The 23,104-nt window shown below is 38.7% G+C and carries 15 protein-coding genes and 1 pseudogene; 15 read left to right on the top strand and 1 reads right to left on the bottom strand.

All coding sequences use genetic code 11. From position 1 onward, the window contains the following. The first annotated feature begins 19 nt into the window (after nt 1-19). The 10 genes from FAR12_RS00660 to FAR12_RS00615 all read left to right on the top strand — a co-directional run bounded on the left by FAR12_RS00660 (nt 20) and on the right by FAR12_RS00615 (nt 13,492). Nucleotides 20-1,165 (top strand): glycoside hydrolase family 183 protein, encoded by a 1,146-nt coding sequence (locus tag FAR12_RS00660; RefSeq protein ID WP_126405309.1) that lies wholly within the window; start codon nt 20-22, stop codon nt 1,163-1,165. 25 nt (nt 1,166-1,190) lie between these two features. Further along, on the top strand, nt 1,191-2,267 hold the full coding sequence (locus FAR12_RS00655; protein WP_126405308.1) for a glycoside hydrolase family 172 protein: 1,077 nt from the start codon (nt 1,191-1,193) through the stop codon (nt 2,265-2,267). 313 nt (nt 2,268-2,580) lie between these two features. Beyond that, nucleotides 2,581-3,669 carry a Gfo/Idh/MocA family protein gene (locus tag FAR12_RS00650; protein WP_126405307.1) on the top strand — a complete coding sequence of 363 codons (1,089 nt, stop codon included), beginning with the start codon at nt 2,581-2,583 and terminating at the stop codon, nt 3,667-3,669. 17 nt (nt 3,670-3,686) lie between these two features. Beyond that, the gene (locus tag FAR12_RS00645) at nt 3,687-4,043 is read left to right on the top strand and encodes a cupin domain-containing protein (RefSeq protein ID WP_126405306.1); all 357 of its coding nucleotides are present in this window, start codon (nt 3,687-3,689) and stop codon (nt 4,041-4,043) included. Between the two features lie 36 nt (nt 4,044-4,079). Beyond that, nucleotides 4,080-4,751 (top strand): ABC transporter ATP-binding protein, encoded by a 672-nt coding sequence (locus FAR12_RS00640; RefSeq protein ID WP_126405305.1) that lies wholly within the window; start codon nt 4,080-4,082, stop codon nt 4,749-4,751. Then, complete coding sequence (locus FAR12_RS00635) at nt 4,744-5,778, top strand: efflux RND transporter periplasmic adaptor subunit (RefSeq protein WP_170972034.1); 1,035 nt, start codon at nt 4,744-4,746, stop codon at nt 5,776-5,778. Before FAR12_RS00640 ends, FAR12_RS00635 begins: the two co-directional genes overlap by 8 nt. A 12-nt stretch (nt 5,779-5,790) precedes the next feature. Then, a complete protein-coding gene (locus FAR12_RS00630) occupies nt 5,791-8,667 on the top strand; it encodes an ABC transporter permease (protein ID WP_126405303.1) in 2,877 nt (958 codons plus the stop codon). After that, entirely contained in the window at nt 8,667-9,545 is an 879-nt protein-coding gene (locus FAR12_RS00625; RefSeq protein WP_126405302.1) for an ABC transporter ATP-binding protein, read from the top strand. Before FAR12_RS00630 ends, FAR12_RS00625 begins: the two co-directional genes overlap by 1 nt. A gap of 70 nt (nt 9,546-9,615) precedes the next feature. Continuing rightward, nucleotides 9,616-11,586, top strand: a complete 1,971-nt coding sequence (locus tag FAR12_RS00620) for a beta-galactosidase (protein WP_170972033.1) — start codon at nt 9,616-9,618, stop codon at nt 11,584-11,586. 1 nt (nt 11,587) lies between these two features. Further along, nucleotides 11,588-13,492, top strand: coding sequence for a hypothetical protein (locus FAR12_RS00615; RefSeq protein WP_126405300.1), 1,905 nt, complete (start codon nt 11,588-11,590; stop codon nt 13,490-13,492). Between the two features lie 434 nt (nt 13,493-13,926). Here FAR12_RS00615 and FAR12_RS00610 read toward each other — a convergent pair whose 3' ends face one another. Next, nucleotides 13,927-15,807 (bottom strand): beta-L-arabinofuranosidase domain-containing protein, encoded by a 1,881-nt coding sequence (locus FAR12_RS00610; protein ID WP_126405299.1) that lies wholly within the window; start codon nt 15,805-15,807, stop codon nt 13,927-13,929. A 123-nt stretch (nt 15,808-15,930) separates the two neighbouring features. Between FAR12_RS00610 and FAR12_RS00605 the strand changes: the two genes are divergently transcribed. The 5 genes and pseudogenes from FAR12_RS00605 to FAR12_RS00585 all read left to right on the top strand — a co-directional run bounded on the left by FAR12_RS00605 (nt 15,931) and on the right by FAR12_RS00585 (nt 23,099). After that, nucleotides 15,931-16,803 (top strand): helix-turn-helix domain-containing protein, encoded by an 873-nt coding sequence (locus FAR12_RS00605; RefSeq protein WP_126405298.1) that lies wholly within the window; start codon nt 15,931-15,933, stop codon nt 16,801-16,803. A gap of 408 nt (nt 16,804-17,211) precedes the next feature. Next, nucleotides 17,212-18,105, top strand: a complete 894-nt coding sequence (locus FAR12_RS00600; protein ID WP_126405297.1) for a hypothetical protein — start codon at nt 17,212-17,214, stop codon at nt 18,103-18,105. Nucleotides 18,106-18,377: 272 nt separating this feature from the next. Next, nucleotides 18,378-18,890, top strand: a pseudogene (locus FAR12_RS00595) (DUF72 domain-containing protein); the annotation flags it as partial. A 217-nt stretch (nt 18,891-19,107) separates the two neighbouring features. Beyond that, nucleotides 19,108-20,418, top strand: coding sequence for a hypothetical protein (locus FAR12_RS00590; RefSeq protein WP_126405296.1), 1,311 nt, complete (start codon nt 19,108-19,110; stop codon nt 20,416-20,418). Beyond that, nucleotides 20,418-23,099 carry a hypothetical protein gene (locus FAR12_RS00585; RefSeq protein WP_126405295.1) on the top strand — a complete coding sequence of 894 codons (2,682 nt, stop codon included), beginning with the start codon at nt 20,418-20,420 and terminating at the stop codon, nt 23,097-23,099. The genes FAR12_RS00590 and FAR12_RS00585 overlap by 1 nt, the downstream gene beginning before the upstream one ends. Nucleotides 23,100-23,104: the final 5 nt, after the last annotated feature.

The raw sequence follows: 23,104 nt of genomic DNA, 5'->3' as shown, positions 1-23,104 counted from the left end.
ATTTGAAGGTGGAATACAGATGTTGAAGAAAATGACAACCATGCAAAAATCAGCGTCACTAATAGGGATTATCGTCCTTGTCGTTGGGATCTATCTGTTTATGAATCTCCAAAACTCAACCAGCAAGGATAGTCCGAAAGCCAAGATTAAAGACATTGAAGTAACTGAGATTGCTGCGATAACTGGTCAAGATTCCATGAATAAAACCGAAGAACAGTATGATATCGCTGGTACGGATCTCGGAAGTATTTTTGATATGGATGGAACGTTTTACTACGTTTTCGGTGATACGTTTGGATCCGGGAGTGCAGTGCCTCCTGGTACCGGTCCATCAACGAATTGGCGATCGAATACGGTTGGATTTTCGAAGGATATGGATCCGACTGATGGAATTGAGTTAGATGGTTTCTTAGCTGATGAAAATGGTATGGCGAAAGAACTCATTCCTTCTAAAAAGACGCAAGGTTATCACTTAACATCCATTCCGACCTATGGGGTAGCTGTGGATGGAAGCATGTATCTCTACTATATGGCAGTAGACGCTTGGGGCGATCCAGGAGTATGGGTGACTTCGTATTCGGGTGTCTACAAGTCAAATGATGCAGGGGAAACATGGGCACCCGTGGAGGAGTTAACCTGGGAAGGGGACAGTAATTTTACTCAGGTCGCGATTGTAAAACCTGAACAAAACGAAGTTCTTGGCGATGATATTTATTTTTACGGGGTGAAAGCAGGAAGATACAGCCCGATTCAGCTCATGAAAGTGAATAAGGATAAAATCGAAGACAAGAACAGTTATCAATACTTTACTGGAACAGATGCAAATGGGCACCCGCAGTGGTCGAGTGAAGAAAAAGAGGCCAAGTCTATTTTAGAAACAACAGCGGGTGAACTATCTGTTGTGTGGAATTCGGATTTAGAGCGCTGGATTATGACCTATATTAACGGTGAGACAACGAATATTGATTTCGTTGAAGCAGAAAATCCATGGGGACCATGGACCGAACCAAAAGTGATGGTAGCACAAAAGGATTTCCCTGGTTTATACGGCTCGTACATGCATCCTTCTTTTATCAAAAATGAAGGAAAAACAATGTATTTCACGATGTCGCGCTGGGGTACCTACAATAGCTACATGATGAAAGCAGAATTAGAACTAGAATAAATACTAGAGAATGGAGTGACACATTATGTTTAACGGATTAGGAATGGGATTAGGGAATCTATCACGTTTATCAAAAGCAAAAACACGTTCAATCAGCCCTGAAAATTTCACTGGTGAAAAAGGCAAAGGTGGGATGGCAACTGAGGGAACAGGTGCAGAGTGTGCTAGAGATTTAGGACAAGGCTGGAAGGTTTCACCGTCTGTCCATGTAAAAGCAAAGTCAACGATTACGATGGCAGAAATGGATGGACCAGGAGCAATCCAACATATTTGGCTAACTTGCTTCCCGCCTTCTTGGCGATATCTGATTCTTCGTATGTATTGGGATGGAGAAGAAACACCATCTGTAGAAGTACCGATTGGTGATTTCTTCTGTAATGGTTGGGGCGAGCGCAGTAATGTTAGTTCGATTCCTGTAGCTGTGAATCCGGCTGGTGGAATGAATAGCTATTGGGAAATGCCTTTCCGTAAATCAGCAAAAATTACGGTTGAGAACATTTCTGACAATGATGAGGTTCTTTATTATCAGGTGGATTACACATTAACGGATATTCCAGAGGATGCTGCTTATTTCCATGCGCAATGGAGAAGAAGCAACCCACTACTATACAAAGATGTTCATACCATTCTTGATGGTGTAAAAGGACATGGACATTATGTTGGTACCTACATTGCGTGGGGAGTAAACAACACAGGCTGGTGGGGAGAAGGCGAAATCAAGTTCTATATGGATGGGGATAAAGAATATCCAACGATCTGTGGAACAGGAACAGAAGACTACTTCGGCGGCGCATGGAATTGGGAGCAACCAAAAGGTGAATACGGTACGTACTCAACGGCTTATCTTGGAATGCACCAGGTAATCAAGCCGGATGGACTGTATCAAAGTCAGCAACGCTTTGGCATGTACCGCTGGCATGTAATGGATCCAATTCGTTTCGAGGAAGATTTAAAAGTGACTATTCAAGCATTAGGTTGGCGTTCAGGACATAGATATCTGCCACTTCAGGATGATATTGCTTCGACTGCGTTCTGGTATCAGGCTGAACCACATAACGCTTATCCAACACTTCCAAGCAAGGATGATTTAGAAGTTATTTAAAACAGAATAGATAAAGAAAGTGTAAAGGCAGCGATACCTTTACATTTTCTTTTATCCAAATAGCACTGTTACATTGAAAAATAGGCGGAAAAATTCCGGTTAAATCAAGAATTTAGTCTATTACTCTACTAATAAGCGGAATTTTTCCGGTTAAGCCATACATTTTTCATGATTTTAAGGCTTTTTAGGTCAATTAGCGGAAAATCTCCGCCTATTTCACTAAATAACTATTATTCTTTCGAAATAGAAGGAATTTCTCCGGTTAAGTGGGTACAGTACACCTGTCGAAAATCCAAATAGGAGTTGAAGACTCATGGCACGATCATTGATAACCTATAATTTCGAATATGAAAAAAAGCTCAATGTTTGTTTTATCGGAGCCGGTGGACATTCTTTCCGAAATATTTATCCGACTTTTCAATACGCACCGATTCATTTACTTGCCATTTGCGATCAGGATTCTGAGAAAGCGGCTTCTTATGCAGCTCAATTCGGTGCAAAAGCTCATTATACGAATCATTTAGAAATGCTGGAAAAAGAGAAACCTGATGCTGTCTTTATTGTAACCTCTTACCATCCTGATGGTAGAGTCCAAGCAACAGACCTTGCATTGGATTGCTTAAAAGCCGGTGCTCATGTATGGATGGAAAAACCAACCGCATCAAGTACAGAAGAAATTCAACAGCTAATCGCTGCCAGCCAACAACACAACCGCTATGTCATGACTGGTTTGAAGAAAACGTTTTTCCCTTCGATCGAAAAGGTGAAAGAAATTATTCAAACACCAGAGTTTGGGACAATTTCCTCCATCTACATTCGATATCCTCAGCATATGCCACCCTTCGAAGAACGAAAGGATTTACGAAATTTAACAAGTTTGCTTGATCATATCTTTCATCCTGGCGCGATTATCCATTATTTAATGGGCAAGATTGAATCTCTTTCCTACGAATGGGAGCCCGTGAATGGAGGAAGCGTAACAAATTTCCGCTTTTTAACTGGAGCGGTTGGGACTCTACATTTAACAGCTGGAATATCTGGAAGTAGTCCGCTTGAGAGGCTAGAAGTGATCGGTGAGGGAGCCAATATTGTCGTGGAAAACGGAGTGAAGGTCACCTATTACCGAAAGGCAGCTCTTCCAGCATATGGACGGGATTCCTCCTATTTAGTGGATAATGAAGTCGCGCCTCTTCATTGGGAACCAGAATTTTCGCTCGGACAGCTCTATAATAAAAATCTTTTTTATTTGGGATATGTTCAAGAGGTTAACCATTTTTGTGAGAGCATTCTAACAGGAAACGCGCCACAAAAGGGTACGTTAGAAGAATCATTGGAAATTCTTAAGCTATTTCAAGCATACAGATTTACTGAGCCTGGGAAAAGGGCGGTCATCAATTCATAATTGGAGGTGGGCCATTAATGGCGACGATAACGAATTTATCAGAACAAAAGCATTTGTTAGAAATGGATTGGGGAAAAATTCAATGGCTTTGTGGTCAAGAGATTGATTCAGATGCTGAAATGACCTTTGGAATGGTCTATATTCATGCTGGGCAGTCCAACCATAGGCATTACCATCCAAATTGTGAGGAGCTTATCTTTGTCCTTTCAGGTGAGTGTGACCATACATTAGGGGACGAAACCGTTCATTTGTCACCTGGGATGATGTTGCGCATTCCAAGAAATGTACCGCACAATGCAACAGTGACGAGCTGGGAGCCATGCCGGATGATGATTGCTTATTCTGCTCCTGATCGAAAAACAGTGAATGCGTAAGAAGTAAAACAATCATACTTTTCGGGGGTTACATACATGCTTCCACTAATTGCAGTGACAGATGTTGTGAAGGAATATGGTGCTGGCGAAAACAAAGTCCAAGTTCTTTCAAAAATTAATTTATCGATTTTACCGAATACATTAGTGGCTTTAAAAGGAAGATCAGGTTCTGGAAAAACGACGCTCATTAATATAATGGGTGCTCTAGATCAACCCACAGATGGAAAAGTACTCTTTGAAAATAGCGATATCGGCCAGCTTTCAGAGAAAGAAAGAACGGAGTTTAGAAGAACGAACATCGGTTTTATTTTTCAATCATTTGGGCTAGTCCCATTAATGACAGTGGAGGAGAATATTGAATTTGGCCTTCGCGTTGCAGGTACACCAAGGGAGGAATGGGCAGAGCGGGTGCAGGATGCATTAGAGGTTGTCGGCTTAACCAAACGAGCTAGTCACCATCCTTTTGAACTATCTGGTGGGGAGCAGCAGCGTTGTGCAATTGCTAGAGCGATTGCGCCTTCTCCTTCCATTATTTTGGCTGATGAACCAACCGCGGAACTAGATAGTAAAACTGCTTTTCAAATCATTACAAGATTTAAGAAGCTGGTAGAAGAAAAGAAAACCACGATCGTTATGACAACACATGATCCAGCCATTCTAGAAATGATCGAGCATGTTTTTGAATTGGAGGATGGCAAAATTGCGTAAAGCTCAACAAAAGTATTCAAAACTCGTGACAAGTATATCTATGTGTGTAATCGTTTCCAGTTTATCGGCTTGTTCTTTCTTGCCGAAAGAAGAGGCGGTGCTTGCACCTCCTTTAGTAGAGCCTGCAAAAGTAGAATACGATGTCGTCGATGTGAAAACAGGCAGTATTATCAAAAGTCTTAAAGGAGCAGGGACCTTAACACCTGTCGATAATCACACCCTATCTTTTTCAGAATCAGGTGCAAGAATTAAAAAATTCCACGTTAGCGAAGGAGATGTGGTGAAAAAAGGGCAACTTCTTGTAGAGGTCGATACAGCTACTCTCAGTTTTGATGTGAAGCAAGCAGAACTTGATCTAAAAAAGGCGGAGCTTCAGCTTAAAGCTCTACAGAGTCAAAATGCCCCACAACTCACGATTGATATTGCTAAATTGGACCTTCAGTCTGTTAAAAACAAAGTGCAGTACATGAGGGAGCAATTAGCGAAATCACAGCTCAAATCACCGATAAATGGAATCGTCACCTTTGTAGGCGAACAAAAAGCAGGCGATCCCGTTCAAGCTTTTGAATCGATTGTCCAAGTGGCTGATACAAGCAACCTACAGGTTTTATACACTGCACAAAGTGTAGAACAAATCGCGGATATCAAGCTCGGCATGACTGCGAATCTTACGAGTAATGGCAAACCGATCACAGGGAAAGTTGTGCAAACGCCAAAGGATGTTCCACTAGATATTATGGAAACCAATGCAGAGCTTTATCAAAAAAGTATTCTAATGAGTCTGGCTGAACTGCCAAAGGATGCAAAAGTCGGTGATTTAATCGATTTTGAAGTCGTTACCCAGCAAAAAGAAAAGGTACTTGTTATCCCGAAAAACGGTTTAAGGCTGGCGATGGGAAGAAACTATGTCCAAGTTCTCGATGGCAACACGAAAAGAGAAGTGGATATTGAAGTAGGAATTAGTACGGATACAGAGGTTGAGGTCATAAAAGGTCTCAGTGAGGGAGACAAGGTTATTTTAAAATAGGAGGAATGTGCCATGGCGATCTTAAAGATTATCATACGTAAAATACTTAATAATCGTTGGCTTGTTGGCAGTCTTTTCCTCGGTTTATTAATTACGTCTTCGCTCGTATCGAGTATACCTACGTATTCCTCTAGTGTTCTATCAAAGCTGTTACTAAAGGAACTAGAAGATTACCAAGTGAAAAATGATAAATACCCAGGAGAGTACTCTTATCTCATCCAACTTCCGAGTGCTGAGGAGGATCAAAAGAGTCTCGTAAATGAGCTAAAGAAAACAAGTACAAATCTGACGAATGAGGTCAATCTGCCAATCGAAGCAACGCTCACGATGATGAGTACGGCACCACTCGCAATTGCATATGAGGACCCAAGCCAGGCGTCTTTAAAGGAGCAAAAATTTGGGAGCATTCTTTCTTTTAGTGATCTGAAAAAACATATTGAGATCACCGATGGAAATTGGCCGAACGCACCAACGAAAGACGGAATCTATGAGGTTTTAGTTCCGGAGAGTGCGTTGAAAAAGCGTGATATTGTCTTAAATACAACTTTTTTAGCGGGAAAGGGCAATGAACAAATTGTCGTTAAGCCCGTGGGGACGTTTAAGGCAAAGGATGAACGAGATCCTTATTGGTTTACTTCCCCTGATTCCTACAATGAGGATTTCTTCCTGCCAGAAGAAATTTTCGAAACAGCTTTTGTGAATGGAGATTCTCACAAGATCGAATCGATTCGTTTTTATACAGCATTTGATTATCATGCAGTCACGATAAACCAACTGGAATCATTAGTTGGGATGGAAAAAAGAACAAAGGCCGCTGTTAGTGAATTGACGGATGGCAAGCTTATTGTGAATTTTCCAGCGCAAAATATTATCACGAGTTATTTTGATAAAAGCGGTCAGCTGCGTACGATGCTTTGGTCGTTGAATGTTCCGTTGTTTATTATGCTCGGAATCTATCTTTATATGGTTACGAAGTTAATCATCGACCGTCAGCGGAATGAAATTGCGATTTTAAATAGTCGGGGAGCTAAACGAGTACAGATTCTACTTATTTATTTAATTGAAATTGGACTACTCGCTACCGTCGCTTTTCTAATGGGACCATTTCTAGGATTATGGCTCTGCAAAATCTTAGGTGCGACCAATGGATTCCTAGAATTCGTCCAACGTTCATCCTTACAAACGAAGCTATTAAAGGAATCGTTTCTTTATTCCTTCTTGGCAGTGATCGCTTGTATCTTTATGATGATGATCCCGATTTATCAGGCGTCAAAACAAAATATTGTTCATCATAAACGAACAGCTTTCAGAGTCGTTGGAAATGTCGGTTGGTATACGGTATTTATCGAAATTGCTCTTCTAGGGATTTCTGTTTATGGATGGACAATTTTTAATCGTCGCCAAAAAGAATTACTAGCGATGGGGGATACTGCAAATTCCTTTACCGTTGATCCGTTACTATTCTTTGTCCCAGCGGCTTTCATCATCGGATTAGGCTTATTAACACTACGAATCTATCCTTTTTTATTAAAAGGAATTAATAGACTAGGGAAAAAATATTTCTCCTTATCTTTTTACAGCACGCTTATTCAGGTTAGCCGTTCAGCCAAGCAGTATCTCTATTTAATGTTATTTCTTATTTTAACGATTGCAGTTGGCGTATTTAGTGCGAGTGCAGCGAGAACGATTAACAATAATTTAGAGGAACAAATTCGCTATGGCAATGGTGCCGATGTAGCGGTTCAGGTTCGTTGGGATAGCGTGACCTCAGGAGGAGTTAGTTCCCCTGTAGGGCCAACAGGTTCTCCATCAGAGACTAGTACGGAAAATCAAGAGGCAGAAGAAGCTGTGACTGGAGTAAGAGAGACGATCTACGCAGAACCACCGTATGATCCATTTTTGAAATTGAAGTCGGCAGAGCATGTCACTAAGGTTTTTCAAAAAGAAGATGTCACGATTGATGCAAAAGGGGAATCGATTTCCTCTGTTAATATGATGGCGATTGATTCGAAGGACTTTGGTGAGACAGCTTGGTTTAAGCCATCCTTATTGTCGCATCATTGGTATCAATATTTAAACTTACTCGCAAAAGAACCAAGTGCTGTCCTTTTATCGAAAACGGCTGCATCAAATCTCGGAGTGAAGGAAGGCGATTACTTAACGATTTCTTCGAATGGCACAACTCCGGTTGAATTTGTTGTCTACGGAATTATTGACTATTGGCCAGGATTTAATCCACTGCAAACATCAGAGGATAAACCAGCTTCGACTTTAGTGGTGGCGAACTTGTCCTATGTCCAAAATATGATTGGACTTGAGCCGTATGAGGTTTGGTTGAAGGTGAAAGAAGATGCTACGAGAGAAACGCTTTATGAAGAATTGAAAGAGACTGGACTACCTTTAACAAATGTAGCAGATGTACAGCCTCAATTAGTTGAAATGAAAAATAGTGCCTTTTTATTAGGGATCAACGGAACTTTATCGCTAGGATTTTTAATCTCGATTATGGTTACCTTCATTGGTTTCTTGATTTATTGGATTTTAACAATGAAGTCGCGAAGTTTGCAATATGGGATTTATAGAGCGATGGGAATACCACTTCGTCAGTTGATTGCGATTTTGCTCTATGAGCAATTATTAACCTCTGGAATTGCCTGTGCACTAGGTATCGGGATCGGAGGCATTACGAGCACCTTATTTGTGCCAATGTTTCAGTTGTCCTTTAACCCGAAAGATGTCGTACCGCCATTCCAAGTCGTTTTTGATGCGGGGGACGAGTGGACGATCTATGGATTTGTTCTGGTTACCCTGCTGATTGGACTGTCAATTTTAGCGATTATATTAAAAAATATCCGCATTTCTCAAGCGATTAAGTTAGGTGAAGATTAATGATTCATTGCAGCAATCTCATGAAAATTTACAAGCTTAATGATGACATTGAAGTGATTGCCTTACAGGGGTTAGATTTGGACGTTGAAAAAGGCGAACTGATGGGCATTATCGGGAGCAGTGGAAGCGGGAAATCGACCTTGCTTAATATTCTTGGAGGATTAGATCGTCCTTCTGCTGGAAAAATTCTCGTCGATGGGAAGGACCTATTAAGGGTCACGGACAAAGAACTCGTAGACTATAAGCTCGAAACGGTCGGATTTGTTTGGCAAAACAATGCAAGAAACCTAATTCCCTATTTAACAGCGGTAGAAAATGTGGAGCTGCCGATGCTGTTAAAAGGCCGTCATAAAAGGGAAAGAGCGATAGAACTGTTAGAGATGGTTGGAATGGGACATCGAAAACATAATCGCCTCAATCAGTTATCTGGTGGAGAGCAGCAAAGAATTGCGATTGCGATCGGACTTGCCAATAATCCGCGGTTGTTACTAGCGGACGAACCAACAGGAAGCGTTGATGGGAAGACAGCAGATGTTATTCTGGATGTTTTTCGTAATCTAAATAAATCTTTAGGACTTACGATTGTCATCGTCACCCACGATACCCAGTTAATGAAAAAGATGGACCGGGTTGTGGCGATCCGCGATGGGAAGACATCGAGTGAAATCTTAAGACGAAATATCTATGAAAATTATTTAAATGAAATGGAAGAAGAAGCAGCAGAAGAGTCTCATGTGGAATTGGCTGTCCTAGACAGCGCAGGTCGGATTCAAATCCCGAGTGATTATTTAGAGGAACTAGGGATGAAAGACCTTAATAAGATGCGCATTGAGCTAGAAGAAGGCCAAATAGTCTTGAAGAACCCAAACATAAGATAATTCGCACTCGGTTGGCGATTTCCCTCTACTGATTGCGCCTTTTCAATCTTACTGAATGGAGGTTACAAAGATGAAGAATGAAATCTATATTGGTGCAGGTTATTATCCTGATCACTGGCCGAGGGAAAGATGGCCGAAGGATATTGCGTTAATGAAGGAAGCAGGAATCAAGATTTTAAGATTAGCAGAGCTATCTTGGTCGTTTTTAGAACCGAGGGAGGGGGAATTTGATTTTTCCTGGCTCGATGACTTTATCGAACTAGCACATGCGGCGGATATTCAAATTCTCCTCAGTACGCCGATTGAGGCATCACCGGTGTGGTTACGTCATAAGCATCCAGAGGTAGTTAGACATGATAAGTTCGGTCGAATTCATGGTGAACGAGGAATGCATTGTCATAACAGCCGTGTTTTCATCTTTTATGTGAATCGTATTGTGACAAAAATGGCTGAGCACTACGCTTCGAATCCTGCAGTTATCGGCTGGCAAATTGATAATGAGCTTCGAAATGTAGATTGTTATTGTTCGGATTGTAGGGAAGCTTTTCAAAAATGGCTTGAGGAACGTTACGGAAGTCTTGAGGGACTGAATAATGCATGGGGGACATGCTTCTGGAGTCAGGTGTATAACAGTTGGGAAGAAGTGACGCCACCTTCAGCCGATCAATTGACGATTTCCGTTAGTCAAATTTTTGATTTTACGCGCTTTGGTTCGGATTCAACAGTGAACCATTTAAATCGTCAAGTAGACATTATTAAGAGTTTTGCTCCACACCATGCTGTTACCCATAATATGCTTGGCTGGTATCCGAATTTAAATGCCTATGACCTTTCGAAAAAGCTAGACTTTATCGGTTGGGATTCGTACCCAAATGTGGATGGAGACAACCATATCGAGTGTTTTTTACATGACCATTATCGGGCTGCCAAACATAAAGCTCATTGGGTACTAGAACAGAAAAATGGCTATTTTAATTACAGTGACTATAATTTAGCGATTGAACCTGGATTAGTTCGCCTTTGGACCTATCAGGATATTGCTAGAGGGGCGAATGGGGTCTTATTTTACCGCTGGAGGTCAAATAAATATAGTGGAGAACAGAATCCAAATGGCTTGCTGCGCCATGATGGAAGCCCAAGAAGACCTTATTATGAAGTGAAGCAGCTGACAGAGGAATTAAGCCGTTTTGAAACAGAGCTTGTAGATACTACTGTTGAGGCGCCGGTCGCGATTATCTATAGTTATGATCAGATGTGGGCTTTTGAAGCGCATAAGCAATATAAGAATTTTGAACACAGGGAACATTTGCTTACCTATTACCGTGCTTTAACAAAGCTAGGATTGACGGCTGACCTCATCGACCCAACTACTGATCTATCAAAATATAAGTTGGTTATTGCTCCATCCATGGCAATGGTCAGTGATGAAATCTATGAAAATTTTAATCGATATGTTGAAAATGGGGGTTGCCTCATTATTGGGGCACGAAGCGGAATGAAGACATGGTCGAATACTACGCATGAATTGCCATGGCCAGGATTATTGGCTGAAATGGCTGGAACGATCGTCGATGAATTTGAGGTACTTCCTGACATTTATGCCAATGAGATCACGTATAAAGGGAAGGAATATCCTGTTAAGGTGTGGTTAGATATGCTGGACAATCAAACCGCCGAAACACTAGCTGTCTACACACAGAAATTCTATGCGGGTCGGACAGCGATTTCGAAAAACTCACATGGTGCAGGACTTGTCTATTATGTCGGAGTCATGGGAAATAATGAATTGGCTTACGATTTCTTGGCTGATGTGGCTGAAGAATTAAAGCTGACCGTTACGAATGTTCCAAAGGAAGTTTATTTGACAAGACGTGTGAATGAGCAGGATTGCTTTACTTTTTATATGAATGTAAATCGGGAACCGGTTACGGTCGCTGTCAATGAAGCGGGTACTGACGTGATTACGGAACAACCAGTGTCAGGTGAAGTGGTCATCAATGGATTAGATGTCCTTATCGTGAAATCCCCTAGGAGGAATTAATATGTCTACTTGGTTGAATGATTGGATCGAAATCGATGAGACCCTAAATCTTTCGCTATCAGAAACGCAAACGAGTAAATATAAACGGGTAGTTGTCGATGCGAAATGGAACCTTCCGTCTCAAGAAGTAAACACGATTCAATTAAACATGAAGTTGAAGGATGCCGCTATACAGTGCATGTGGAAACCGCATTTGGCACCAGCAGAAGATATGGTTATTGGTGATCAGGTTTTTCGTTCACCAGTGATGATTTTTGAAAAAGAAGATAAGCTGTTCGCTTTGGTGCCCGATCTTGATTTTATCGAGTCTGGCAGAGTGACTCCTCATTTCATGGACTATGTTGAGCCAGAACGAACACTATTTTATGGTATAGGCCATTATGAAAAAACAAAGCATGTGTATTTTAAAAGAATAGAAGAATCTTTTCATGTTGAGCAAGGTGATACTTTATTTCGCTTCCATTTAGTCGAGTGGATTGATTCCAAGGAAAAGAGAAATTTTCTCCCGGTTACAGAATATCTGTGGGAGAATTTTGCTGAAAAAAGGATGCGACAAACAGAGTCTTCACTGAAAGACATTGAGAGTTACGCCAAACATACGTATAACTGGGCGTTTCATAATTGGGAAAATGTTGTTTGGAATGAATTTGAGCTGGAACAAAAAAATGTCGGTGGATGTGTCTTTATTGTTCGAGGGGCTCAGTCTCCTGGAGTGGGACAGGAAGACAATTGGCGTGAAAAGAAAAGCTTGTGGAATCAGGCTTGGTTTTCTAGTCTAAGAAGTGCCTATGGATACTATCTGTGGGGAAAACAATGGAATGATGCCGATATGGTCCGCAGGGCAGAGCTTGCCAAAAACTTTGCTTTATCAGCTCCACAGAAAAATGGATTATTTCCATCTGTTTATTGGGCGGGTGCAGATAATCAATGGGAGGCCGGAAGCTGGGGACATTCAGACCGCAGACCTGAACATCATGACCAATATGCTCATTTATTGGATATGTCTTGGACATGTATTTGGATGCTGAAATGGTATGAGGATATTGAGCAAGACTTAGGAATATTAGAGTATACGAGGAACTATATTACGAGATTGTTGACACTACAGGCAACAGATGGTAGTTTTCCGGCTTGGGTACATGAAGAAACTGGGGATGTTTCCCCTTTTCTAAAGAATAGCCCTGAGACGTCTATCCATGTTTGGCTACTGGCAAAGTTTTGTCAACTTACGGGAGAGAGTCATTATTTACTTTCTGCAATAAGTGGAATGAACTTTGTTTTGAATGAGGTTCTACCTGAAGGCAGATGGGAGGACTTTGAAACGTATTGGTCATGCTCACGTGCATGGGAGGAAAAACAATACGGGGTAAAGGATAAGCGTAGCGGTTTGTACAATCAATGTAATTTCTCTATTTATTGGACAGCTGAAGCATTGAAAGAGTTATATTTGGTCACGAAAGATGAAACGTTTTTACGAGAAGGGGAAAAAGTCTTAGCTGAACTTTCGCTATATCAAGCGATTTGGGAGCCTGAATTTTTACATTTACCTGTTTTAGGTGGATTCGGAGTTATGACCTCTGATGATGAATGGAATGATTCCCGCCAAAGCTTGTTTGCTTTAACCTATCAGGACTACTATAAGCTCACGAACAAGGAAGAATATAAGTATCGTAGTTTTTGGGCAATGAAGGCCTCCTTCTATATGATGTATTGTCCGGAGAATCCGACTGTAAAAGAAATTTATGAAAAAACATTTCCTCATTTTGGAGAGAAGGACTACGGCTTTGAGATGGAAAATGCTCACCATGGTGAGAACGATGAAAAGTATGCAGGTGAGTTCACCATCTTTGATTGGGGCAATGGGTCTGCGTCTGCTTCTTTGGCTGAATTGCTTTTGAAGAAATAGAGATAATCCCGCGCATACTTCTGCGCGGGATTATTTTATTTATGAGCGTTGCATGCGGACATCATTCACTAGATTCTTGAAATAGTTGTCTTTATAAAAGGTTCATGCGGACGTTGTTCTCTGGATTCTTGAAATAGTTGTCTTTATGAACGGCTCATGCGGACATAATTCTCTAGAATCTAGTAATAATTGTCTTTATGACCGGTCCATGAGGACATTAATCTCTGGAATCTAGTAATAGTTGTCTTTATGAACGACTCATGCGGACATAAATCTCTGGAGTATAGCAATAGTTGTCTTTATGAAGCGTTCATGCGAATATCATTCACTGAATACTGAACAATAGTGTCTTCATGAACCGTCAAAACAAAGAGTTACCACTAAAAAGCTATCCCATGTGTAACTAACCAATCACACTTGGGACAGCTTATCCTTTATTCTTTTATAACCGGGAATTCACCAATTCGTAATCGTGCACATCCATAAGGAACAAGCTCGAGCGTTTCAACCTTAGCATTCGGATAAGGTACTGGATTTAATGGAGGCTCACCGGCTGAGTTGTTTTCCATCACCCAATTTGCAACCTGTCGTCCCTTAGTTACGAGTTTGATTGGAGCAGATTCTGTTTTAAAAGGCTGATACGAAACCTCTTCCACTTTCACTTCAAACTCGGCATTCTTTAATAAGCCTAATCGCCATGGGGTTGTCGGATAGAGCTCCCAATCATGGAAACGTTCACGTTCCTGCACTTGTACCCATTGTTCACCAATCGGTAATGCATAGACAAGTGGTCCACGGTTTACAGCAATCGCGTAATTGTTCCGGCTCTCCTGCGTCACTTCCATTGGTAAAAATACTTCGATTTGATCCCCAGACTGCCATTCTCGTTCTATACGGGCAAATCCATTTTCGACTTTAACCTGTTGAAGTTCATTATTCACCTTCACTTGGAATCCAGAACACCAGCCTGGAACATGTAATAAAAGAGGGAAGCGTGCAGTGTTCGAAAGCTTAAGGTTGATTACAACATTTTCACGAAACGGATAATCACTATCCACTGTTATGTCTAACTCAGTGTTACCGGCAACAGTAGTTTGTACACGGCATGGTGTATAGGAAACGGCTGCAACACCACCATCATTTGTAGCCATCCAAAGGCTTGCAGCTAATTTTGGCCAGCCCTGATGCATATTGGAAGTACAGCAACCGAAGTTTGGTTCTAGACCAAACATATTTGCTTCTTCATTATTCACCCACGTACGTTTAGCTGAATTACACATCACCTGATTGACCTGCTGATCATACTGATGTGAATCCCATTCTGGCGAAATCGTTGCAGGTAGGGCATTGAAAGCCACTTTTTCGAGAATGTCTGCAAATTTTCCATCCCCTAGAATACGGACAAGATTCTCCATGCTAAACATATACTCAACCACTGCACATAGCTCCACACCTTGGCTCGGATGTGTACCAGAGAGCCACTCATCCCCTGAAAACATTCCATGTGCCTGCCCATGGTGGGTCATTAAGCTTTCAATTCCTTGGTAGACAGCTTCTTTTTCCCATTCATTTTTCGTTTGACGGTAAAAAACAGCTGGCGTTTTTACGCCCATAGCAACATTGACAACATGTGTGCGATGGTCCCATTGGTTTTGTTTGCGCCAGAACGGGAACTTGGCAAAAATTTCACTCCAGTTTGTTGATTGCTCTCGTACGATTTCCGCAAGTTCTAGTAAGCTAGCATCCTCAGTCCGTTCATAGAGCCAATGAATCGATAATAAAAGGTCGGCTCCACGTGCTTGAGCCCATTCTTTTAAAGGATATTTGACTATGGCTTCTTTAAGAAAGTTAAAGTAACGGCTCATAAAAGGAATTACCCGTTCATCACCAGTGGCCTCATGATATTGTGTTAGTACTTTTAACATAATCATTTCCTGCCACCAATCCTGGTTATCACCCAAAACCGCGTTAAGCTGGATTAAGTTACTAGGTCCAAATGAACCATCCTCACGTTGGCTATTCAAAGCCCATTCAATCCATGGTTGAACCTTCTCGATAAGTTTTTCATCATCTAAAAGGTAGGCTAACGGCAGCAGCCCGTCTAAATAATAGGGGCCTCTTTCCCAGCTGTCACCAGAGCCACCTAACCAGCCGTTATTAGGTCCTACATCTTCCCAGTGTTCATCTAAATGACCAGTAAATCCATTGGCCTGAATTTCTAATTGATTTTTTAACCATCCAGTTGGTTTAATGCTTCCAAGTGGTAAGGATTTGAATGAACTTTCAAGTAATGTTTTTGAGATTGTTTCGGTCATTACCTACACCTCTTTTATTAAAATTAATACATCTACAAAATCAGTGTAATGGTATAATGGCAATAAATATATGCAGGATAATAACAAGTTTTTGCACAATCCTAACAAGGAAGTGAATTGCTCATGCTTCACGTAACCGCACCGCCGTTACCCGTCCTATTGGACGCAGGCGAAGATACATATGAAAAAGGTCAATCCCATCCGAATCGTCATCGTATTGGGGTATTTGATGTGCTTGTTGTCACGAAAGGCACTTTGTTTATGCAGGAGGGTGAGCAAAAATATGAAGTGAAAAGTGGTCATTGCCTCATCCTTTATCCAGATCGTCATCACTTTTCTTATCAGCCCTGTGAGGAAGAAACGCATTTTTACTGGTTTCATTTCGTCACACCGAAGGAATGGAAAGAATTAAAGGAAACAAGCCTCATTCAAAACATGGCGGAAGGTGAACAAAGCAGGAACCCTTTTACCGAGTTTCCTTTTGGGATTGTTGTACCAAACTTTTGCTTGCTCCATAACTGGAAGGTCGCAGCAGAACTTTGCCAACAAATCGTCAAAACAGGTCATGAATTAAACAATAATTGGGAATGGCAACGGCAAATTCTGTTTCAACAAGTATTAAATGTTTTATCTGAACATGCTCAGCTGGAAAAAATGATGCCATCACTCGCGGTTGCGGAACAAGCAGCGGCTTACATTCGCAAGAATTACCGAAGCAAAATCACCTATGCCGAGCTTGGCGAGGCTTTAAGTTTTCACCCGAACCATATCGCGAGATGCATGATTTCTTCGTTTGGCTTCACCCCTATTGAGTATTTAAATCGGATTCGGATTGACCAGGCAAAGCTATTATTGGTTTCGAAGGATTGGAGTATTGAGAAGATTTCAGAGAACTGCGGTTTTTCACAATTGGCCTATTTTAGCCGGCTTTTTAAAAAGCAGGAAGGGATTTCTCCGAACGAATTTCGGAAAAAATATTTAGGAACTGCGAATTAGTAGATTGAATCGGAAAGTTTCGGTCTCTCCGAAGGAGAATAACTACTTATTACAGTTCATAAAATACTAGGTGATTATTTTGATTAGACAGTTCGGCAACTGATTAACGATATATTAAAATTTGCCACTTATCTTTATGGTGATATTGAAAGTAAAAACTTTATCCCACTAAATAGAGTGTTCATCCAAGAAGGATTATTGTTGTTTTTGTTGAAGATTCAAGTAAGACAAAATTGTTGGTTTCAATAGTTGGTTAATTAATATAATGGTTGCTTAACTTTCGATATTTTACAGAATCAAAAAAGGCTTGATTATTTAGAAAAAGAAATTAAAAGATTAAATGTCGAGGATAACATTCTTTAACTCGGGTGACTTTGCTCCTTCAAGAGTAAAGGGGGGGATATGTTGATGAATAGAAAGTTATATTTTGGTTTAATCGTTATAATCGGTGCGGTAATCTTAATTTTATTTATCATACATCAACTTGAGGCAAGTGATTTGGAACTGGTTCAAGTAGAACAACATAGTAATGCTCAAGGTTTATTACTTGAAGAACTTACTTTTGATAATATAGTAAATAAGTATTCAACTGATATAGTAGTGGGAACAGTAGAAGAAAAATCACCATTTACCAACACCAACAATCTTTTTAAAGTTATGGTCGAGGATACTTTAACAGGTGATATAGATAATGAGAAAATTGAAGTTTATGTTGCTGATGAGGAACTACTAGAGATAGGAGAAAAATACATCCTATTTTTATCAGAAAATAGTTCAACTTTATATTCTAAAGTTTTCTATGTTCAATTTGGACAATTTATATTAAAAGTTGAAAATAATGATGTATTAAGATTAGTGAACATTGAAAAAAAAGAATATGTAGAACCGTTTGTTGACGATAAATACAATAAAAAGGATTCATTAAGTCAGTATATTAAAGAGAAAACAAAAAATAAAGTTCCAGACGAGGCTTCTAAGGCAGTCGATAGAGCTTCAAGTATTAAAGAATTACATTCATTGTCCGACCATATTATTGAAATAAGAGCAATTCAAGTTGAACCAATAAAAAATAATTTAAGTATGGTAAAATTCGATCTTATTAAGTCGTATAAAGGTGGGGAGCTAAAGAATGTCCACGCTTTATTACTGCCTGATAATGCAGTTGAATCAGGTAAAAACTATTTGATTTTCTTAAGAAATAATGGTGAAAGTGTTACTCTTGCAACAAGAGAGGACAGTATTGTAGAGAAAAATGATTTGGAATTTGGAAAAATAATAGAATCGTTAACGGGTTTAAAATAAAGGTGTAACACCTGTTGGATGCTAAATCTTTAAAATATGTGATTCATTCGTCCAACTTTGATAAACCCTTAGTTATGTTTCTGAAGAAAATTGATGATTTTTCTAGTTGAAAAATTATCCTTAAGACAGGCCATCGTTTAGAATAAAATAAGCGATGGTCTGTTTTAATTTCATTTATTCTATTACCTGAATGTATTTAGCACTGCGCAGAATGCGAAGTAGTAGATTGAATCAAAAAGTTTTTTTATGATAAATAAGTGAGGTGATTAAAGGTGATATACATAGGGATGACTGGATGGGGAGATCATGATAGCTTATATCAAAGCCAAACTTCTCCAAGAGACAAATTAAAGGATTACGCAGGACATTTTCCAATTGTGGAAGTCGATTCCTCATTCTACGCTGTCCAACCACAGAAAAACGCACAAAAATGGGTAGCTGAGACTCCTGAAGGTTTCAAATTTGTTGTCAAAGCCTATCAAGGGATGACTGGTCACTTGAGAGGTGAAATTCCTTTTGATAATAAACAGACCATGTTTGATGCCTTTAAAGAATCCTTAATTCCTTATATAAAAGCCAATAAACTGGCGATGGTCTTATTTCAATTTCCACCTTGGTTCGATTGTAAAAAGGAAAACGTGCAATATTTGAGATGGTGTAAAAAAGAAATGGGAGACATTCCTTGTGCACTTGAATTTCGTCATCAGTCCTGGTTTCGACCACCGTTCTATGAACAGACGCTTCGGTTTATGAGGGATGAAAAATGGATTCATAGCATCTGTGACATGGATTAGTATGTTTGGGTTTATAAATAGGATAACTTGAATAATATAAAATAAACATTGATATATCAAACATTATGAGACGTACTATTTTACACAATAGTCGTTTTTTTTGTGTGGAAATATTTTTATAATTAAGTTATTATTTATATATAGAATGTATGTTCTATTCAATGTAGGGGGATGTAGTCCCGTAGCGGGTAGCGGAAGGAGGATTATAGTGAGCTATGAATTTGTAGTAAAACAAATGAAAATAAAGGAAATTAGGCAAGGTGATTTAGTTGAAGAGGATAAAATATTTCTTTGTATAGAGGATAAAGAAACAGGGATAGTTTTACCTCACCCGTTATCAAATTTCATAAAGAGTACATTTGATAGGAAATCATTAGCATTAAAAACACAGAAGAACTATGCAGAGGAAATAAAAAAGTTCCTGAATTATATCTTAGACTGTATATCCGATGAAGAAGAAATGTTTTTGGAATTGAGAAGTAATGGTATTAGGGGTTTGAAATTGAAACATGGTTCAAGTTATATTACCTCCTTAACGCAAAGAGTACGGGCAAATGAAATCATTGCACAGCAAGTAAGAGATGCTGACCGAATGCTTACAAAATTTTATTTTTGGTTAAGTGAGCAGGGTTTAATAACAGAAAACATTCAATATAGAGAAGATATTAGGAGCATTAAGGGCAAGAAAACAGTTATTATACTTAGCCCTTTTGATAATTTTGAATTAGGAACAGAGTACCCAAATATGAGGGATATGGGAAGAGGATCAGATAATCTCCACGACTTCGGAAATGGTAGATTAGACCTTGTAAATTTATTTATTAGAATTGCTGAATTGGAAGCTCCCGATATAGCATTGGGTATTGCTTTACAATGTTATGGAGGTTTGAGAAAAGGCGAAGTAGTGAACCTTTTGCGTAGTAGTGTAAAAGAGCCGTACAGAAACGGTTCAGGTGAGTTTACTTTAAATATCAAAGATAATTGGGATGTCCTATTCTCTCATAAGAAACTTACAGTAGCAGAACAGGTTAAGAAAACGAGGATACAAGCAGTTTTCAAAGCCCCTATTGTCTTAGAGATGTATGGTAAACATAAGAATTTACTTTCGAGATTAGAAAAGAAAGGTTTAATAAAAAATGAGCAGGCTCTATTCTGTTCAATACATACTGGACAGCCGATTTCAGGTATTTCTTATTGGGAACGTTTTACAAAGGTTAAAAATAAATTTTTAAGTATTCTTCTTGTGAATGATGAAGAGGCTTATCAAAGACTGACATCAAAAAGTTGGTCTACTCACGTTGGAAGAGGTATCTTCACCAATATGCTTGTATTTCTGTTGGGGTGGTCTGCAAGCGAAGTGATGATTGCACGAGGTGACAGTAATATTCAATCTTCAAAGAGCTATATAGAAGAACATAATGTTAAGAAAAAGACCGAAGAAGCAGTTGAAATAATAGCAAAGGCAACTACTCACGCAGACAAGAAATATACAAAAATTGAAGATTTGAGGAACCTATAATGGATGGATACTCACCTTATTCTGAATTGGTAAAAAAATATAATGTTAAACATTATGGTGTGACTTCAACCAGATTAAATAGTTTGATAGAATCTGGTGAAATTAATGTGAAACAAATTAAAGACCGTACTTTTATTAGTGTTCAATCATTCGAGAAATATCTTATGAAAGTAGACAGAATTCGTAGTGAATATATGGTGTTGGAAGAGGCGTTTGTAAGAATTACAGGAAAATCCGTTAGGTCAGATTCTAAAGGTCTTCATAGATTTATCGAGCAAGTAGGTATGGAAACATTGATTCTTGAAATTCCCATAACAAGGAATGAGAAATTTTTTATTAAGAAAAGTAGTTGCGATAAGTTTTTGGAGGATTACATCTCACTATTTGACGCTTACAAAGAATTAAATATTGATGTTGATATTAAGTCATTCAGAGATAGTCTATTAAAACAAGGGATTGATATTGTATCACTTCAAAATTTATATGAATACAAATTCGTCCGAAAAGAAGAAGTATATAAAAAATATCGTGATGTAATAAGTGTTAGAGAATCTGTGGAACAATTATCAATAAGTCCAGAGAATTTTCGTGCAACTCTTAAAATGTATAATATCGAAACTTTTTTCGTGAGTGGGCCTGATCTTTATTTAGGTAAAAGCGATTTCAACTTTATTAAAAATTTGCAGGAAGAATCGCTTAAAGAGTTAAATGAAAATACATATACGTATGAAGAAGTAGAGTTGCTTCACAATACAATAGGAACTTCAAAGGCAGATGATAACGCACTAAAACGATATGAAATTAAAGGTGTAGTTTCCCCTTTTGTCAGAACAGAAAAATATAAATATAAAAAAGTTGTATATGACAAGAAGGGTATTGATGACTATATTGCAAGGTTAAGAACAGAAAGAACTATTTCAGCACTGTGTAATACAATTACTGATTATCCTATTCTCTTAAATGAAATTCTTGAATTTGAGGATGTGCAGTTTTCTGAAAATGCACAAGTAACAAAGGGACTATGGTTCCAATATACTAAGAACAGACTTCGGAATATGTCTGGAAATAGGGAAACTTCTATTGGTAGAGTTATTGCATTTAAGTACACTACAAAGCTGATTTGTGAATTTACAAGAGAAAGGGAGTTGCTTTCATTTTCCGAAAATGAAATTAATTTAGGAATATTTAATAACAATGTTCCGAAGAAATATCAAGGTCACGTATATTCTTTTTTGTGTGAAGTTGTTAATCATATAGAGCAAAAGACAGGGAAAAGGATAATGAACCTGTCAAATTTGAAATTTAAACGTGAGAGTAAAAAGAAAATAAGTAATCAAGATGAAGAAACATATGATCTTGAAGAGTATATCTCTCTATACAATTATGTAAAGGATTACAGACTTCATAAGAAATTAGCTCTGGATAATATAAAATATTTAAAGAGTACGAAGGACTTGAAAAACATCAAAGAGTATAAGAAATATGACTCAATGTGGCTATATGTTTTATTGCATATAAATAATGGTTGGAGAAAAGGAACGGTTGTTGAGTTCCCAAGGTATCCTTCCCATCTTTTTGATAAATTCAATCTAAACTCGTTTGAGGATTTGGAGAAATTGAGTTTAACAAATGAAGAAGCTGAACAGGTGATAAGATTCTATCAAATTCGTTGGTTTGAGCATAACAAGAACAAAGAAAAGGCTACTTTTTATTGTTCAAGTGAACTGAAATTGTCGATGGCTTATGCGATTTTAATATGTGAGTTTAGATGTAGGCATTTTCATATTCACGAAGAATCACATCTTATTCACTTTTTCAACAGAAAAAATGAAGTTACTCAACCTATCCATTCTTCTTTTTTTGGGGGATATAAAGAAGGATTTAAGTTTGAATCAAGAAAAATGAACAGAACAGTTCTAAGTATTACAAGTTCAGTCATTGAATCAACGCTAAATGGCGATCCAATGTTGATCGCACAGCATTTAAGAGGTCACACAAATCTTGAAACGACTAATATTTATATCAAGTTGCCACAAGAACATTTAGACTTCATTACTGAACAGTTATTTGATACTGGTTATTTTGGGTTCATATATCATAAAGTAAACAACCTATTACTTGGGGATAACCTTACAAATAGATTGGAAAAAACACAAAAGTCTATTGAGTTACGTAAGCTCCTTGGTGATGTTGTGAAGTTAGAAGACATGGCATCTTATCTGAACTCACTATCAAATAGAGACGTAACGGTAGGTACTTTCTTAGAAGAATTACCAAAAGAGGAATTAAAAAATAGATTAAATCTTATTAACTTGGGGTTATCTCCTGCCAGAGAGGAAACTTATCAATGTTTCTTTTCAACGTGTATTGCCCCAAAAGCAGATTGTAATAAGTGTCCTTTTTCTATTCCTCATTTCTATTCACTAAGCACTATTACTAAAAGATTGAAAAGGACACTTACGATTTATAAGAGTATAGCGTATAACTCACAGACTCCAATAGGAGAAAAAAATAAATTATACAACCTATTGATATTGGACTATTCTAAGATAATTGAAGCAAAACAGATGTTTGGGGCAGAAATTATCGAGATGTTGTTGGACGATGATTTAAACGTCTTTATAGGCGATTTAGAAGAACTTCCAGATCCACAAGAAGAAGGTTTACAGCCAGTAGATTAAGGTGG

Origin of the sequence: Bacillus yapensis (genome assembly GCF_005280205.1) — a bacterium.
Lineage (GTDB): Bacteria > Bacillota > Bacilli > Bacillales > Cytobacillaceae > Robertmurraya > Robertmurraya yapensis.
This window is presented reverse-complemented; position numbering and strand designations above follow the sequence as displayed.

What these genes read in the sequence shown, in the direction of transcription:
- FAR12_RS00650 (WP_126405307.1), top strand. Translation starts at nt 2,581, where the DNA reads ATGGCACGATCATTGATAACCTATAATTTCGAATATGAAAAAAAGCTC.
- FAR12_RS00585 (WP_126405295.1), top strand. Translation starts at nt 20,418, where the DNA reads ATGGATGGATACTCACCTTATTCTGAATTGGTAAAAAAATATAATGTT.
- FAR12_RS00610 (WP_126405299.1), bottom strand. Translation starts at nt 15,807, where the DNA reads ATGACCGAAACAATCTCAAAAACATTACTTGAAAGTTCATTCAAATCC.
- FAR12_RS00620 (WP_170972033.1), top strand. Translation starts at nt 9,616, where the DNA reads ATGAAGAATGAAATCTATATTGGTGCAGGTTATTATCCTGATCACTGG.
- FAR12_RS00630 (WP_126405303.1), top strand. Translation starts at nt 5,791, where the DNA reads ATGGCGATCTTAAAGATTATCATACGTAAAATACTTAATAATCGTTGG.
- FAR12_RS00615 (WP_126405300.1), top strand. Translation starts at nt 11,588, where the DNA reads ATGTCTACTTGGTTGAATGATTGGATCGAAATCGATGAGACCCTAAAT.
- FAR12_RS00600 (WP_126405297.1), top strand. Translation starts at nt 17,212, where the DNA reads ATGAATAGAAAGTTATATTTTGGTTTAATCGTTATAATCGGTGCGGTA.
- FAR12_RS00625 (WP_126405302.1), top strand. Translation starts at nt 8,667, where the DNA reads ATGATTCATTGCAGCAATCTCATGAAAATTTACAAGCTTAATGATGAC.
- FAR12_RS00645 (WP_126405306.1), top strand. Translation starts at nt 3,687, where the DNA reads ATGGCGACGATAACGAATTTATCAGAACAAAAGCATTTGTTAGAAATG.
- FAR12_RS00655 (WP_126405308.1), top strand. Translation starts at nt 1,191, where the DNA reads ATGTTTAACGGATTAGGAATGGGATTAGGGAATCTATCACGTTTATCA.
- FAR12_RS00660 (WP_126405309.1), top strand. Translation starts at nt 20, where the DNA reads ATGTTGAAGAAAATGACAACCATGCAAAAATCAGCGTCACTAATAGGG.
- FAR12_RS00605 (WP_126405298.1), top strand. Translation starts at nt 15,931, where the DNA reads ATGCTTCACGTAACCGCACCGCCGTTACCCGTCCTATTGGACGCAGGC.
- FAR12_RS00640 (WP_126405305.1), top strand. Translation starts at nt 4,080, where the DNA reads ATGCTTCCACTAATTGCAGTGACAGATGTTGTGAAGGAATATGGTGCT.